Origin of the sequence: Paracoccus lichenicola, from assembly GCF_009708075.1 — a bacterium.
Taxonomy (GTDB): domain Bacteria; phylum Pseudomonadota; class Alphaproteobacteria; order Rhodobacterales; family Rhodobacteraceae; genus Paracoccus; species Paracoccus lichenicola.
In genome coordinates, this window is sequence record NZ_WMBT01000004.1 from 162,887 (window position 1) to 176,675 (window position 13,789).

General features: G+C 65.5%; 15 protein-coding genes. 6 read left to right on the top strand and 9 right to left on the bottom strand.

Annotated elements, in window-relative coordinates:
* Window positions 1-21: 21 nt before the first annotated feature.
* Both GIY56_RS18865 and GIY56_RS09495 read right to left on the bottom strand, forming a co-directional pair.
* Entirely contained in the window at window positions 22-393 is a 372-nt protein-coding gene (locus GIY56_RS18865) for a DUF1127 domain-containing protein (RefSeq protein WP_328288494.1), read from the bottom strand.
* A 15-nt stretch (window positions 394-408) separates the two neighbouring features.
* The gene (locus GIY56_RS09495) at window positions 409-1,125 is read right to left on the bottom strand and encodes a 16S rRNA (uracil(1498)-N(3))-methyltransferase (RefSeq protein ID WP_154764586.1); all 717 of its coding nucleotides are present in this window, start codon (window positions 1,123-1,125) and stop codon (window positions 409-411) included.
* 13 nt (window positions 1,126-1,138) lie between these two features.
* Here GIY56_RS09495 and ubiA point away from each other — a divergent pair, with 13 nt between their 5' ends.
* The 3 genes from ubiA (at window position 1,139) to GIY56_RS09510 (ending at window position 4,583) form a co-directional block, all read left to right on the top strand.
* Entirely contained in the window at window positions 1,139-2,077 is a 939-nt protein-coding gene (ubiA, locus tag GIY56_RS09500) for a 4-hydroxybenzoate octaprenyltransferase (protein ID WP_154764587.1), read from the top strand.
* Between the two features lie 62 nt (window positions 2,078-2,139).
* Window positions 2,140-4,257, top strand: coding sequence for an OmpA family protein (locus GIY56_RS09505; RefSeq protein ID WP_154764588.1), 2,118 nt, complete (start codon window positions 2,140-2,142; stop codon window positions 4,255-4,257).
* Between the two features lie 17 nt (window positions 4,258-4,274).
* Window positions 4,275-4,583, top strand: a complete 309-nt coding sequence (locus tag GIY56_RS09510; RefSeq protein ID WP_154764589.1) for a hypothetical protein — start codon at window positions 4,275-4,277, stop codon at window positions 4,581-4,583.
* A gap of 91 nt (window positions 4,584-4,674) precedes the next feature.
* Here GIY56_RS09510 and GIY56_RS09515 read toward each other — a convergent pair whose 3' ends face one another.
* From GIY56_RS09515 to GIY56_RS09525, 3 genes are all read right to left on the bottom strand, one after another.
* Window positions 4,675-5,010 (bottom strand): hypothetical protein, encoded by a 336-nt coding sequence (locus GIY56_RS09515; RefSeq protein ID WP_154764590.1) that lies wholly within the window; start codon window positions 5,008-5,010, stop codon window positions 4,675-4,677.
* 120 nt (window positions 5,011-5,130) lie between these two features.
* Window positions 5,131-6,495, bottom strand: coding sequence for an aminotransferase (locus GIY56_RS09520; RefSeq protein WP_154764682.1), 1,365 nt, complete (start codon window positions 6,493-6,495; stop codon window positions 5,131-5,133).
* A 49-nt stretch (window positions 6,496-6,544) separates the two neighbouring features.
* Window positions 6,545-6,871 carry a TfoX/Sxy family protein gene (locus tag GIY56_RS09525; RefSeq protein WP_154764591.1) on the bottom strand — a complete coding sequence of 109 codons (327 nt, stop codon included), beginning with the start codon at window positions 6,869-6,871 and terminating at the stop codon, window positions 6,545-6,547.
* 63 nt (window positions 6,872-6,934) lie between these two features.
* On the opposite strand from GIY56_RS09525, the gene miaB reads away from it, so the two are divergent.
* From miaB to GIY56_RS09540, 3 genes are all read left to right on the top strand, one after another.
* Window positions 6,935-8,266, top strand: a complete 1,332-nt coding sequence (gene miaB / locus GIY56_RS09530) for a tRNA (N6-isopentenyl adenosine(37)-C2)-methylthiotransferase MiaB (RefSeq protein WP_154764592.1) — start codon at window positions 6,935-6,937, stop codon at window positions 8,264-8,266.
* 215 nt (window positions 8,267-8,481) lie between these two features.
* Window positions 8,482-9,378 (top strand): HNH endonuclease, encoded by an 897-nt coding sequence (locus GIY56_RS09535; RefSeq protein ID WP_154764593.1) that lies wholly within the window; start codon window positions 8,482-8,484, stop codon window positions 9,376-9,378.
* Between the two features lie 215 nt (window positions 9,379-9,593).
* The gene (locus GIY56_RS09540) at window positions 9,594-9,953 is read left to right on the top strand and encodes a DUF4440 domain-containing protein (RefSeq protein ID WP_154764594.1); all 360 of its coding nucleotides are present in this window, start codon (window positions 9,594-9,596) and stop codon (window positions 9,951-9,953) included.
* Window positions 9,954-10,181: 228 nt separating this feature from the next.
* Here the strand turns inward: GIY56_RS09540 and ccoP are convergent, their stop codons facing one another.
* From ccoP to ccoN, 4 genes are all read right to left on the bottom strand, one after another.
* On the bottom strand, window positions 10,182-11,054 hold the full coding sequence (gene ccoP / locus GIY56_RS09545; RefSeq protein ID WP_230312426.1) for a cytochrome-c oxidase, cbb3-type subunit III: 873 nt from the start codon (window positions 11,052-11,054) through the stop codon (window positions 10,182-10,184).
* Between the two features lie 164 nt (window positions 11,055-11,218).
* A complete protein-coding gene (locus tag GIY56_RS09550; protein WP_154764596.1) occupies window positions 11,219-11,407 on the bottom strand; it encodes a cbb3-type cytochrome c oxidase subunit 3 in 189 nt (62 codons plus the stop codon).
* Window positions 11,408-11,417: 10 nt separating this feature from the next.
* Window positions 11,418-12,143 (bottom strand): cytochrome-c oxidase, cbb3-type subunit II, encoded by a 726-nt coding sequence (ccoO, locus tag GIY56_RS09555; RefSeq protein WP_154764597.1) that lies wholly within the window; start codon window positions 12,141-12,143, stop codon window positions 11,418-11,420.
* Window positions 12,144-12,156: 13 nt separating this feature from the next.
* On the bottom strand, window positions 12,157-13,761 hold the full coding sequence (ccoN, locus tag GIY56_RS09560; RefSeq protein WP_154764598.1) for a cytochrome-c oxidase, cbb3-type subunit I: 1,605 nt from the start codon (window positions 13,759-13,761) through the stop codon (window positions 12,157-12,159).
* Window positions 13,762-13,789 lie beyond the last annotated feature (28 nt).

Genomic DNA, 13,789 nt, shown 5'->3' on the forward strand with positions numbered 1-13,789 from the left:
TTAAACCGGGATGGCTATGGCTTAGAAGCCGCGCGCAATCCGCTCGATGTCGCCGCGGCACAGACCGATATCGTCCAGCTCGCGATCCGACAGGCGGCTCAGTTCCCGACGGGTCACGCGGGCATCGTTCCACGTGGACAGCATCGAGAAAAAGTTCGCAACGACATTGCCAACGCCCTGGCCAGCATGGCTGCGGTTCAGTTCGATCGTTGACATTTTCATCACCCGTTTCAGAAGTGCCCGACCATCGGGCATCGCTTCATGCAGCAGGATATAGATTGGGCAGTCAAGAAAGAGTAGCCGCGGCCCCGGCAAGGCCGCTATGCGCGCCATGCAGATTTGGAAAGCGTCAAGCGGCGCCGGATGTCGCATTTGCGGCATGGAATGCCGCATTGCGGCAATCGTTTCTTACCAATCCCCTAACGCCGCCTGCCACAACGCAAGTGCCGCGACGGCAGCCGTGTCGGCGCGCAGGATTCGCGGTCCCAGGCTGATGCGACTCACATGGGGCAGCGCCGCCAGGCGGGCGCGTTCGGCATCGGAAAACCCGCCCTCGGGACCGATCAGGATCGCCCAGGGACCGCGCGGCAGGCCCGCCAGCGTCTCTGCCGGTCCCGCCATCGCCTCGTCCGCCCAGAGGATGCGGCGGGATTCGTCCCAGCCATCCAGAAGGCGCGCCAGCGGCACGAGGTCGGCCACCAAGGGCACAAAGGTGCCGCCGCATTGTTCCGCCGCCTCGACGGCATGGGCCTGCAGGCGGTCCTGGCGGATGCGTTCCGAATTGGTGTGGTCGGTCTGCACCGGCAGGATCCGCGCGGCGCCCATCTCGGCTGCCTTTTCCACGATGAAGTCGGTGCGCGCCTTCTTGATCGGCGCGAAGACCAGCCACAGGTCGGGCGGGTTCCGCTGCGGGGCCACCTGTTCCAGCACGTCCAGCGAGCCGCCGCGCTTGGTGGCCTGCACCAGGCGCGCGGACCACGCGCCGTCATGGCCGTTGAAGACCTCCATCACGGCCCCGGGCGCCAGGCGCATGACGCCGCCCAGGTAATGCGCCTGATCCCCGTTCAGCGGAACGGGTTGTCCGGCGGCCAGCGGGTGATCTATGAACAGCCTGATCCTTGCCATGGGGCCAGACGCTATGCAAAGCCGGAGCGAAAGACCAGACGCCGTCGTCGACGCGCCGAAGGGAAACTGGGTCGATACCGTGGCCCCCCCGGCCTGGAGGCCGTGGCTGCGCCTGTCCCGCGCCGACCGGCCCATCGGGACATGGCTGCTGCTCTTGCCCTGCTGGTGGGGGATCGGGCTGGCGATGATGGCGGACAGGCCGCGATGGGCAGACCTGTGGATCGCCGTCGCCTGCGGGATCGGCGCGCTGGTGATGCGCGGGGCGGGCTGCACCTGGAACGACATCACCGACCGCGACATCGACGACAAGGTGGCGCGCACCCGGTCGCGGCCCCTGCCAAGCGGCCAGGTGACGCTGCGCGGGGCCTATGGCTGGCTGGTGGCGCAGGGGCTGGTGGGCCTGGCGATCCTGCTGACGCTGGACCGGGCGGCGATCTGGATGGGCGTGGCATCCCTGGCGCTGGTCGCGATCTATCCCTTTGCCAAGCGGTTCACCTGGTGGCCGCAGGTGTTCCTGGGCCTGGCCTTCAACTGGGGCGTGATGCTGGCCTATGCAGCCCATATGGGCCGGCTGGATGCCGCGCCGGCGGTGGCCTGGCTGGCGGGGATCGCTTGGACGATCTTCTATGACACCATCTATGCCCACCAGGATGTCGAGGATGACGCCCTGATCGGCGTGAAATCCACCGCGCGCCTGTTCGGCGACAACAGCCCGCGGATCCTCGCGGGCTTTGCGGTGCTGACCGTCGTTTTGCTGGCCGTGGCCATCGCGCTGACGGGTCGCAATCTGTTGATGGGCTATGCGGGCCTTGCCGGTTTCGCGGCGCATCTGGCCTGGCAATTGCGGAATTTCCAGCCGGAACAAGGCGCTGTCTGCCTGCGGCTGTTCCGGTCGAACCGTGACGCGGGGCTGATCCTTGCGCTGTTTCTCGCCCTGGCCGGACTCGTCTGATTGCGCGGACCCCGGCCCGCCGTTAGATCGGGGGCGACGGAAACAGCCAAAGGTCATGGCTCATGCCCCGCAGGCGGCTTGCCTCGTCCATCGCCACGCTTCTTGCCCTGTCCGCCGCGGGCGGGCTGTGCTGGCTGGGCGCCGACACCGCCGCAAGCTTTGTCGAACAGCGGTCGCGGCGGGATGTCGAACAGGCGCTGCAAGCCTCGGGGCAGGACTGGGTCGGGGTCGCGACCGACGGCTTGCAGGTCCGCCTGACCGGCACCGCGCCGACCGAGGTGGACCGCTTCCGCGCCGTGACGCAGGCGGGCAGCGCCGTCGATCCCTCGCGCGTGGTGGACGCGATGACCGTCGCCTCGGCGGCAGACATGACGCCGCCGGACTTCACGGTGGAACTGCTGCGCAACGACGGGGGCATCTCGCTGATCGGGATGGTCCCGGCCTCGACCGACCGGGCGGGCCTGGTGCGCACGCTGCGGACCGAGACCGCCGCGCCCCGGGTGACCGACCTGCTGGAAGCCGCCGACCATGCCGTGCCCGAGGGGTGGGACGCTTCCATCCGCTATGGGTTGCGCGCCGCGCAGATGGCGACGCAGGCCAAGATCTCGATCCAGCCGGGCCGCGTCACGATCTCGGCCATCGCCGACAGCCGCGACGAAAAGGGACGGCTGGAGGCCGCGCTGCGCCGGACCCTGCCCGCGGGGGTGGAGCTTGTCACCGACATCTCGGCCCCGCGTCCGGTCATCGCGCTCTTCACCCTGCGCTTCGTCATCGACGAGAACGGCGCGCGCCTTGAATCCTGCACCGCCGACACCGAGGAAGGCCGCGACCGCATCGTGGACGCCGCCGCCAAGGCAGGGGCGGCGGAGGTTCCGGCCTGCACCCTGGGGCTTGGCGCGCCCTCGCCCGACTGGGCCGAAGCGGCGGCGGCGGCGATCGGGGCGGTGGGGACCCTGGGCCGGGGGTCGGTGACGCTGTCGGATGCCGATGTGTCGCTGGTGGCGCCGCCCGGCGTGGACAAGGCGGCCTTCGACCGGGCGGTGGCCGGCTTGCAACGGTCCCTGCCCCCGGTGTTCTCATTGCAATCGGACCTGGAAACCGCGCCCGACAAGGCCCTGGAGGGTCCCGCCGAATTCACCGCCACCTTGTCCGAAACGCGGGTCTTGGACATCGCGGGGCGCATCAGCGACGACCGGATGCGCGAAACGGTGGACAGCGTGGCGCGGGCGCGCTTTCCCGCCGTCGGGGGCAGCCTGGTGAACGACCCCTCGGTTCCTGGCGGCTGGACGGTGCGGGTCATCGCCGCGCTCGAGGCGCTGGATACCCTGCAATCGGGCAGCCTGCGGGTCACGCCCGACCTGATCCGCATCGCCGGCACCTCGGGCGACCCGGCGGCACCCGAGGCCGCGGCGGCACGGCTGGCCGAACGCCTGGGACCGGGCGCCCCCTATGAGCTGGCGATCCGATACGACCGGCGGCTGGACCCGGCACTGGACCTGCCCGATGGTCCCGAATGCGTGCGCCAGCTGAACATCGTGATGTCGGAATCCGAAATCGGATTCGAGCCGTCCAAGGCCGCCATCGCGGGCGACCCCGCCCCCACGCTTGACCGGCTGGCCGCCGTCATGACCGAATGCGCCGATTTCCAGATCGAGGCGGGCGGGCATACCGACGCGCAGGGGTCCGAAGGCTTCAACGCCGACCTGTCGCGGGGCCGGGCGCAGGCCCTGGTGGGGGCGATGGCGGGCGCGGGCATCGACATCACCAACATGACCGCGCGCGGCTATGGCGAAAGCCAGCCCATCGCCTCCAACGACACCGAGGAAGGACGCGAGGAAAACCGCCGGATCGAGTTCCGGCTGCTGTCGGATTATCCGGTGCGCGTCGATCCCCTGCCCGCCCCCGTGACCCTGTCGGGCGTGACCGCCGAGCCTGCGCCCCCCGACCAGCCCGCCGGGGATCCGATCGGTCCCGTCCGGCCGGACACCCCACAGCCGCAGATGTTCGGTCCCGCCTTGCCGCAGGCCGGCATCGGGCCGATGGTCCCTGCCACGGTCGGCGCCACCGAGGTCTTCCGGACGCTGGACGCGCGCGAGGAAACCCTTAGGCTTCCCGTCCGGACGCCAAACCCGGACACGCCGCGCCCCGCAGCCCGGCCGGACGAGGGATCCGCCCCCTGATCGCAAGCTGGACCCGCATGGATCGCACCGAATTCATCACCGCCACCGCCCTTGTCCTGTTCGGCGCCTTTGTCCTGGGCTGGTTCGCCTGCTGGCTGATCGGGCGGCTGACCCGCCCCACCCATGCCGACCTGCAGGATCTGGAACGAAAGCTGCGCGATACGGAACGCGAACGCGACAAGGCCATCGCCCTGATCCAGGACCGCGAAAGCCGCCTGGCGACGGTGCAGGCGGAACTGGAAACCGCGATGGGGGGCCTGCGCGAAAGCCGCGCCGAGATCGAGGAGTTGCGGGATTACATCGAACGCAAGCTGGCGCGGCGGTAGGGTGCGTGCTTGCACGCAGCGTTGAGGCGGGCGTGGTGCGTGCAAGCACGCACCCTACGGGTCATGCGACCCGACATATGCTGACCTTCCGTCAGCGACTGATCCGCTCTGTTATAAGCAACTCTATACCGCCGTTTTCATCAATCCGGCGATACCCGGTATAACGGAAAACGCCGATGTATCCGTCCCGTTCAGTCGTTTCGTTGCCGGTCGCATCTTTTACGCCTCGCTGAACAACAAGGAGGTCGCCCGTTTCCAGTGCCGCATGCCACTCGTCAACTTTCTTCATGCCAACCACACGATCCTTGAATGGGTCGCTATAGGTCTGCGTATTCCAATTCATCCGATGATTGTGGATGACGGGCAGCTTGCCATAACCTTGAACTGTGGCCATCCATGACCCCCGTGTTCCCGTGATCTTGAGCATTCACATCCTCCACATCTGATGACTAAGAGCTTTTCGGCGCATTACAAGAATAGCGGTGGGGTGCGTGCTTGCACGCACCACCTTTGCGCAAGCGGTGCGTGCAAGCACGTACCCTACGGGTCACGCCACCTCCGCAAACACCTTCTGCAGCGCCCGTTCCAGCTTGTCGAAGATCTCGTCCATCTGCGCCTCGGTCAGGATGAAGGGCGGGCACAGCACGATGGACTGGCCCAAGGGGCGGCAGATTAACCCCAAGTCGGTGCAGGCGTTGGCGATGCGTTCGCTGACCGACAGGTGGCTCTCGAAGGGCGTCCTGGTGGCCTTGTCGCGCACGGCTTCCAGCGCCCACATGAAGCCCACGCCGCGCAATTCGCCGATGTGATCGCTGCGGTCCATGATCGCGCGCAGGCCCGCCTCCAGCCGGGGGGCGAGGCGGCGCACGTTGTCGGCCAGGCCTTCGTTCATCACCACGTCGATGGCCTTCAGCGCGATGGCGCAGCCGACCGGGTGGCCCGAGGCGGTGAAGCCGTGGGGGAACTCCTCGATCTTGTCCACCGCCGCCTGCACCCGGTCGGACAACTCGCCGCCCAGGATCACCGCGCCCATCGGGAACAGGCCCGCCGTCAGGTTCTTGGAACTGATGATGGCGTCGGGCATGAAGCCGTAGGTCTGGCAGCCCCAAGTGTTGCCGGTGCGGCCAAAGCCCGTGATGACCTCGTCCGCGATCATCGGGATGTCGTATTTCTTCAGGATCGGCAGCACCGCCTGGAAATAGCCCTGCGACGGCGGGATCACGCCGCCCGCCCCCTGCACGGGTTCGGCAAAGAAGCCTGCGATGGTGTCGGGACCCTCGCGCTGGATCGTGTCCTCCAGCTCGCGGGCAAGCCGCTGGGTGAACTGCTCCTCGGTCTCGCCCGCCTCGCCGTATCGCCAGTAATGCGGGCAGGTCAGGTGGATGAAGCCGGGCAGCGGCAGGCCGAAGACCGAGTTGTAGGGCTTGCCGGTCATGGATGCCGACACCACCGTCACGCCGTGATAGGCGTTCCAGCGGGTCAGGATCTTGCGCCGCTGCGGGTTGCCTTCGCTGGCGTGCAGGAACCACAGCATCTTGACCATGGTGTCGTTCGCCTCGGACCCCGAGTTGGTGTAGAAGACCTTGCCGCGCTCGAAGGGCGAGACCTCGACCAGCTTTTCGGACAGCATCACGGTCTGGTCGGACAGCCGCCCGAAAAAGGCGTGGTATCCGGGAAAGCGGTCGTACTGGGCCTTGGCGGCCTCGGCCAGGCCCTTGTGGTCGAAGCCCGCGACCATGTTCCACAACCCGGAATTCGCGTCCAGGTAGCGGCGGCCGTTCACGTCGATCACATAGGGTCCCTCGCCATGGGTCAGCACCACCGCGCCGCGGCTGGCGACGCTGGGCAGGTCGGTGAAGCCGTAAAGCGAATAGGCGTCGGCGCGGGCTTCCCAGCTTTGCGGTTTGTTCATCATGGCCTCCATCGGTTTGCCTGCAGGCTAGCCGGGCGGATGAGGGCGTTCAAGGACGGCGCAGGCCGATCAGATCCAGTTCCGCCTCGATCCCCGCCAGCGGCACGCCCCGCGCTTCGGCCACCAAGGCATCGAACCGCTCGCGCAGCGCGGCCTTTTCCGCCCCCCGGCAGTCGTTCCAGGGCCGCCCCTGCAGGGCCATGGCCAGGACGTAATAGCCGATGAAATGCGGCCGCTCGCCTGCGACCAGCAGCGCGCGATAGGCCTCGTGCGCGCCGATCCGGCGCAGGGCAGCAGCGTCGGGGATGCCTGCCGCGATCAGCGCCCGGGCGGTGGCGGGACCGATGTTGGTGATCGTCGTCAGGTCGCTGTCCATGGGCCGCTTTCCATTTCTCGGTCTTTACTGTATCAGCACGCGATCCCCAAAGGACAGCACGGCATGACCGACCAGGCCAATCCCCCGGCAGTGAAAAAGCTTTTCATCAAGACCTATGGCTGCCAGATGAACGTCTATGACAGCCAGCGCATGGCCGAGGCCATGGGCGCCGAAGGCTATGTCCTGACCGAGGATCAGGCCGACGCCGACATGGTGCTGCTGAACACCTGCCACATCCGCGAGAAGGCGGCCGAGAAGCTTTATTCCGACCTGGGGCGCCTGAAGCCGCTGAAGGCCGCGCGTCCCGACCTCAAGATCGGCGTGGCGGGCTGCGTGGCCCAGGCCGAGGGCGCCGAGATCGTGCGCCGGATGCCCCTGGTCGATCTGGTCGTCGGTCCCCAGACCTATCACCGCCTGCCCGCGATGGTGCGCGGAGAGGCGCCCGCGATCAACACCGATTTCCCGGCCGAGGACAAGTTCGACCACCTGCCTGGGCGCCGCGCCACCCGTCGCGCCCCTGCCGCCTTCCTGACCGTGCAGGAGGGCTGCGACAAGTTCTGCGCCTTCTGCGTCGTCCCCTATACCCGCGGGGCTGAAAACAGCCGCCCAGTGGACCGCATCCTGCGCGAGGCCCGCGACCTGGTGGACCGGGGCGTGCGCGAGATCACCCTGCTGGGCCAGAACGTGAACGGCTGGCACGGCGCGGGGTCGGACGGCGAATGGGGCTTTGGCCGCCTGATCCGCGCGCTGGCCGACATCGAGGGGCTGGACCGCATCCGCTATACCACCAGCCATCCGAACGACATGGCCGAAGACCTGATCGCCGCGCATCGCGACATTCCCCAACTGATGCCCTATCTGCACCTGCCGGTGCAGTCGGGCAGCGACCGGATCCTGCGGGCGATGAACCGCAAGCACACGGCGGCGCAGTATCTGCGCCTGATCGACCGCATCCGCGAGGCGCGGCCCGACATCCTGCTGACCAGCGATTTCATCGTGGGCTTTCCGGGCGAAACCGACGCGGACCACCAGGACACCCTGCGCCTGGTGGCCGAGGTGGGGTTCGGCACCGCCTTCAGCTTCAAGTATTCCCCCCGCCCCGGCACCCCGGCCCATGACCGCCCCGAGGTGGACGGCGCGGTGGCGGATCAGCGGTTGCAGGAACTCCAGGCGCTGCTGACGAAACAGCAGAAGGCCGCGCAGGAAGCCATGGTCGGGCGCACCCTGGGCGTGCTGTTCGAAAAGCCGGGCCGCCAGGCGGGGCAGATGATCGGCAAGTCGGACTACCTGCATTCGGTCTTTGTCGATGCGCCCCGGGCACAAGTGGGCGATCTGGTGCCCGTTCGGATCGTGGAAAGCGCGAGCAATTCGCTGCGGGGGGAGTTGGCGGGGTAGGGTTATGCTACGGCAACTGGGGACGGCAGATCGTCGGCTGGAGAAGCAAGCAAGGGCTTGACGGTGAGGAGCGTCTGTTTTGCAGATCAAGCGGACGTTGCCAATACAAGTTATCGGAAGTGACGCCTTCCGCTGGTCCAAATTGAAATTGAAGAGTTCCCAAAATTGCTTTTGACTGGAATTCTCATCCTTTCATACTGCGAGGTAAATCCGGAATGGTCAAGTTCAGCGACGTTGTTCCAAGTGCAAACAACCTTATGGGCGTCAAGGCCGTCTGGGGCAGATCGGAAGAAGCAGTAATGTGCTTCGGATCACGAGGCGACGCTGCTAAGAAGGACAAAGGGTACTATTCGCAGGCGAAAGTTACAGCTGAAAATGCACAGCAGCAGCCTTATTTCGTGACGATTGGCGGCGGAAAGCATGTGCCCGAAAAACTGCGAGGGCGAGCGATTGAGTTGGTCCGCGCGACCGGTGCTTACGGCGAAACGACCGCCTTTGTCACTGATGCTTTGCTGAGAAAACGCCTTGAACAATGGCCGGTCGCAATTGTCCTTTCCGAAGTCTATGCGATCGACGGTGAACCTTTGTTGGTCGACAAACTAGGTTTCGACGACATGAACATTCTTGCGAACGCATACGACCGTGTCATGCGTTACAACGACCAAATTAAAATATTGTGGGACGCTTTGAAGGACCGTAGTGTTTCCCGCAGATGGGACGTGCAGCTTCCTTTGGGCTTCCGCGATCCCGGTGGCGTGAAGCTCATCGGCACATTTTATCCCAAATTGGACATCAAATCGACTGAGGGAAAAAAGATTTGGAAGCTGTCGCAGGAAATCGAGCGTGATCCGAATTTGAAACGCGAGGTGAAGGCCAAAAACCGGGCAAAAAATGGCGGCATACTGTGTTGCGAGGCATGTCGTTTCAGCGATGCGTTAGATGGTATGTTTGACGCGCACCATCTCCAACCCCTTGCCGCTGGTGTACGAGAGAGCCGTGCTGATGATTTGGTTGTCCTTTGTCCAACATGCCACAGGTGGGCACATGTAAAAGCACAGGATTTGCTGTCCCCGTTGACGGTCTCCGAAGTTGCTAGTGCGCTTGGGGGTTAACTCTAAAACCGAGACAACCAATACCCGAAATACAGCTGGTTGCTACGGATAGATATAGTCGGTTTAGGTCTGCTTAGGGCTCAAACGACATCACGTTGCTACTTGATCGTTGGGAGCAATTCCGCAACGCCAAGCCAGCCCAAATCCACCCACCCCCCGGAACCGCCCCCCACCCCCGCGGTTAAGCCTGAACCGCACCACCCAAGGAGGACAGGATGGACGACAATCGGGTCTGGAACTTCGAGGAAAGCCTGTGGCGCGCCTCGGACGGGCGCTATCACGAACGCGTCGATCCCGAATGCATCATGGCGCTGAGCCACGCGCCCAACCTGTTCGCGGGCCAAGCCGCCATCGAAGCCGTCAGCGGTACGCCCGAATGGGACGAGGTGACGTTTTCCGACCAGAGCGTCTCGCGCCCCGAGGAAGGGATGATCGTCATCGGCTATCGCGTCACGGCGGCCAAGGGGGACACGCGCTTCCAGGCGGCCTGCACCTCGGTCTATCGGCGCCGCGGGCATGAGGACTGGACCGTGGTGCAGCACGCGCAGGTGGCGCTGCCGGGGAACGACGGCTGATCCCACCGGGAAAGAAGCGGCCGGTCCCCAGGAACGCGCGAACATGCGGGGACCGGCCTCTTTCGCACCGATGGGCTGATGCGAAAGTTCGTGCCGCCTGGACCCCGGTCGCGAGGTCCGGCGTTATGATTAAAGACCGGCCCCCAGGAACGCGCGAACAGGACGGGGGCCGGTCTCTTTCGCCATGATCGTGGCAAGGCGAAAGACCGGGCGGTCTGGGCGGGGGGGTTATTCCCCGCCGCCCAGACCGTGAACATAGGTGGCGACGGCGCGGATCTCGGCCTCGGACAGGCGCTTGCTCCAGGACGGCATGACGCCATAGGGACCCTCGGTCACGATGCGGGTCAGCGTCTCGTGGTCGTTGCCATACAGCCAGACGGCATCGGCCAGGTTCGGCGCGCCTTGCGTGCGGTCGCCGGTGCCGTCCTCCATGTGGCAGGCCGCGCAGTTCTCGGCAAAGACCTGGGCGCCCGCTGCCGCCTTGCCCGCGTCATGCGGCTGGTCCGACAGCGACAGGACGTGGTTCACGACCTGGTCAATCTGCGTGCGGTCGAGGATCCCGTCGGTGCCGAAATGCGGCATTTCCGAATAGCGGGTGTCGCCGTCCTGCGGATCGCGGATGCCGTGCTGCAAGGTGGTGTGAATATCCTCCAGCGAGCCGCCCCACAGCCAGTCGTTGTCCAGCAGGTTGGGATAGCCGCGCGCCCCGCCCGCGCCCGAACCGTGGCACTGCGCGCACCAGGTGCGGAAGATCGCGCCGCCCGCGTTGCTGGCATAGTTCACCAGTTCGGGGTCGCCGGGGATGGCGGCCAGATCGACGGCGGCCAGGCGGGCCTGGATCGGGGCATTGGCCTGGTCGAAGCGCGCGATCTCGGCCGCGACCTCCTGGCGGGTGTCGGTGCCCAAAAGGCCCTGGGTCGCCTCGTTGACCAGCGGGATCGCCGGATAGGCCACGACATAGCCCACCGCCCAGATGATCGTGGCGTAGAAAGTCCACAGCCACCAGCGGGGCATCGGGTTGTCGTATTCCGTGATCCCGTCCCATTCGTGGCCGGTGGACCCGACCTCTTGCACCAGGCCCTTGCGGGTCTGCTTGCGCATCCGGGGGGCGACCGGCTGGTCGGGCCGGGACCGTTCGGGGATCGCGCCCGCGATCTTGGCGGCATGTTCGCTGTCGGCGGCGTGCCGCTGGACCTCGAGCCGGTTTTCGGGATTGGCCGGATCCAGACGCGGATCGACGGGCTTGTCCTTGTCGTTGTCGGCCATCACCGGCCCTCCTTCTCGTCCGCATCGGCGGGTCGGTTCTCGTGCCGGAAGATGCTCTCGGCGGCGTCCTTCTGGGCCTTTCGGGCGCCGGGGCGGAACACGAAAAGGATCACGCCCACGAAGAACAGCACCAGCAGCAGCAGCGCCCAACTGTCGGCAAGCCCGCGCAGGAAGCTGTAGGTTTCCATGACTGCCCCCTTACCGCGACGCGTCCGGTTCGAAGGTCGAGAAATCGACCATCGTGCCCAGCACCTGCAGATAGGCGATCAGCGCGTCCATTTCCGTCAGCTGCGGCTGGCGGTCGAAGTTGCGCTGCTGCGCCCCCGGATAGCGTTCCTGCAAGCCTTCCGCATCGGCATTCGGGTTGGCCTGGGCGCGGAAATCCTCGGCCGCGGCCAGGATCATGTCCTCGGAATAGGGCACGCCGACCAGGGCATCGGTTTCCACGCGGTCCTGGACGTAATCCGGGCCGATGATGCGGTTCATCAGGTGCCCGTATTGCGGCATGATGGATTCCGGCACCACCGATTGCGGATCGCGCAGGTGGTCCAGGTGCCATTCGTCCGAATAGCGCCCGCCCACCCGGGCCAGATCCGGCCCGGTGCGCTTGGACCCCCACTGGAACGGGTGGTCGTACATCGATTCCGCCGCCAGCGAGTAATGGCCGTAACGCTCGACCTCGTCGCGCATCGGGCGGATCATCTGGCTGTGGCAGACATAGCAGCCCTCGCGGACGTAAACGTCGCGCCCGGTCAGTTCCAAGGGCGTGTAGGGGCGGACCCCTTCCACCTTCTCGATGGTGTTTTCCAGATAGAACAGCGGGGTGATCTGCACGAGGCCGCCGATGGTGACGACCAGGAACGACAGGATCAGCAGAAGCGTCGCGTTCTTTTCAAGGATCTTGTGTTTTTCAAGAATCTGCATGGCTCGCGTTCCCTTATTCGGCCGGCACGGCGATTGCCGTCGAATGGGCTTTGGGCTGGCGGGCCACGGTGGCCCAGAGGTTGTAGGCCATGATGATCCCGCCGGCGAGGTAAAGGACCCCACCCAGGGCACGCACCACGTTCATCGCGAACTTGGCCTGCACGGCGTCGGCGAAGGCGTTGACCAGGAAGCCCTGGCTGTCCACTTCGCGCCACATCAGGCCTTCCATGATGCCCGACACCCACATGGACGCCGCGTAAAGCACCAGGCCGATGGTGGCGAGCCAGAAGTGCCACGAGACCAGCGACAGGCTGTAAAGGCGTTCCCGGCCCCACAGGCGCGGCGTCAGGTAGTAAAGCGCGCCGAATGTGATCATGCCGTTCCAGCCAAGCGCGCCGGAATGGACGTGGCCGATGGTCCAGTCGGTATAATGGCTCAGCGAGTTGACGGCCTTGATCGACATCATCGGGCCTTCGAATGTCGCCATGCCGTAGAAGCCGACAGCCACCACCATCATGCGCAGGATCGGGTCGGTGCGCAGCTTGTCCCAGGCACCCGACAGCGTCATCAGCCCGTTGATCATCCCGCCCCAGGACGGCATCCACAGCATGATCGAGAAGACCATCCCCAGCGTCGAGGCCCAGTCGGGCAGCGCGGTATAATGCAGGTGGTGCGGACCGGCCCAGATATAGAGGAAGATCAGCGCCCAGAAGTGGATGATCGACAGCTTGTAGCTGTAAACCGGACGCTCGGCCTGCTTCGGGATGAAGTAGTACATCATCCCCAGGAAACCCGCGGTCAGAAAGAAGCCCACGGCGTTGTGGCCATACCACCACTGCACCATCGCGTCCTGCACGCCCGAGAACACCTGGACCGACTTCGATCCGAAGATGCTGACGGGGATCGAGATGTTGTTGACGATGTGCAGCATCGCGATGGTCACGATGAAGGCCAGGTAGAACCAGTTGGCGACGTAGATATGGGGTTCCTTGCGCTTGATCACGGTGCCCAGGAACACGGCCAGATAGGCCACCCAGACGACCGTCAGCCACCAGTCCACGTACCATTCGGGCTCGGCGTATTCCTTGGACTGCGTGGCGCCCGCGATGTACCCGGTCGCGGCCAGCACGATGAACAGGTTATAGCCCCAGAACACGAACCACGCCAGGTTCCCGCCCCACAGCCGCGCCGCGCTCGTGCGCTGCACCACATAGAACGAGGTCGCGATCAGCGCGTTGCCGCCAAAGGCGAAGATCACCGCGCTGGTGTGCAGCGGGCGCAGCTTGCCGAAGTTGGTATAGCCCTGCGTCAGGTCCGACAGGTTCAGCGCCGGAAAGGCCAGCTGGAAGGCGATGACCACGCCCACCAGGAAACCGACCACCCCCCAGAACGCCGTGGCCGCGACCCCGAAGCGGACCACATCGTCCATGTATTGCGAGGTATCGACCGCGCGCACCGGCTCATCGACCCGGCGCAAGGCCCAGACGAACATCCCCGCCGCCACCAGCATGACGACCAGGGCATTGACCATATAGGCCGGATCGCGCGCCAGATTGGCGGCGATCGCGGCTGCCAGGGCAATGACCCCCAGCAAGATCAGCTTCACGTAATTCCACATGGCTTCTATCCGCGTTCCTTCATCAAAG

What these genes read in the sequence shown, in the direction of transcription:
- GIY56_RS09520 (WP_154764682.1), bottom strand. Translation starts at nt 6,495, where the DNA reads ATGAACAAACCGCAAAGCTGGGAAGCCCGCGCCGACGCCTATTCGCTT.
- GIY56_RS09525 (WP_154764591.1), bottom strand. Translation starts at nt 6,871, where the DNA reads ATGGACAGCGACCTGACGACGATCACCAACATCGGTCCCGCCACCGCC.
- GIY56_RS09540 (WP_154764594.1), top strand. Translation starts at nt 9,594, where the DNA reads ATGGACGACAATCGGGTCTGGAACTTCGAGGAAAGCCTGTGGCGCGCC.
- GIY56_RS09495 (WP_154764586.1), bottom strand. Translation starts at nt 1,125, where the DNA reads ATGGCAAGGATCAGGCTGTTCATAGATCACCCGCTGGCCGCCGGACAA.
- GIY56_RS09550 (WP_154764596.1), bottom strand. Translation starts at nt 11,407, where the DNA reads ATGGAAACCTACAGCTTCCTGCGCGGGCTTGCCGACAGTTGGGCGCTG.
- ccoO (WP_154764597.1), bottom strand. Translation starts at nt 12,143, where the DNA reads ATGCAGATTCTTGAAAAACACAAGATCCTTGAAAAGAACGCGACGCTT.
- ccoP (WP_230312426.1), bottom strand. Translation starts at nt 11,054, where the DNA reads ATGCGCAAGCAGACCCGCAAGGGCCTGGTGCAAGAGGTCGGGTCCACC.
- miaB (WP_154764592.1), top strand. Translation starts at nt 6,935, where the DNA reads ATGACCGACCAGGCCAATCCCCCGGCAGTGAAAAAGCTTTTCATCAAG.
- GIY56_RS18865 (WP_328288494.1), bottom strand. Translation starts at nt 393, where the DNA reads ATGCGGCATTCCATGCCGCAAATGCGACATCCGGCGCCGCTTGACGCT.
- ubiA (WP_154764587.1), top strand. Translation starts at nt 1,139, where the DNA reads ATGCAAAGCCGGAGCGAAAGACCAGACGCCGTCGTCGACGCGCCGAAG.
- GIY56_RS09535 (WP_154764593.1), top strand. Translation starts at nt 8,482, where the DNA reads ATGGTCAAGTTCAGCGACGTTGTTCCAAGTGCAAACAACCTTATGGGC.
- GIY56_RS09515 (WP_154764590.1), bottom strand. Translation starts at nt 5,010, where the DNA reads ATGCTCAAGATCACGGGAACACGGGGGTCATGGATGGCCACAGTTCAA.
- GIY56_RS09505 (WP_154764588.1), top strand. Translation starts at nt 2,140, where the DNA reads ATGCCCCGCAGGCGGCTTGCCTCGTCCATCGCCACGCTTCTTGCCCTG.
- ccoN (WP_154764598.1), bottom strand. Translation starts at nt 13,761, where the DNA reads ATGTGGAATTACGTGAAGCTGATCTTGCTGGGGGTCATTGCCCTGGCA.
- GIY56_RS09510 (WP_154764589.1), top strand. Translation starts at nt 4,275, where the DNA reads ATGGATCGCACCGAATTCATCACCGCCACCGCCCTTGTCCTGTTCGGC.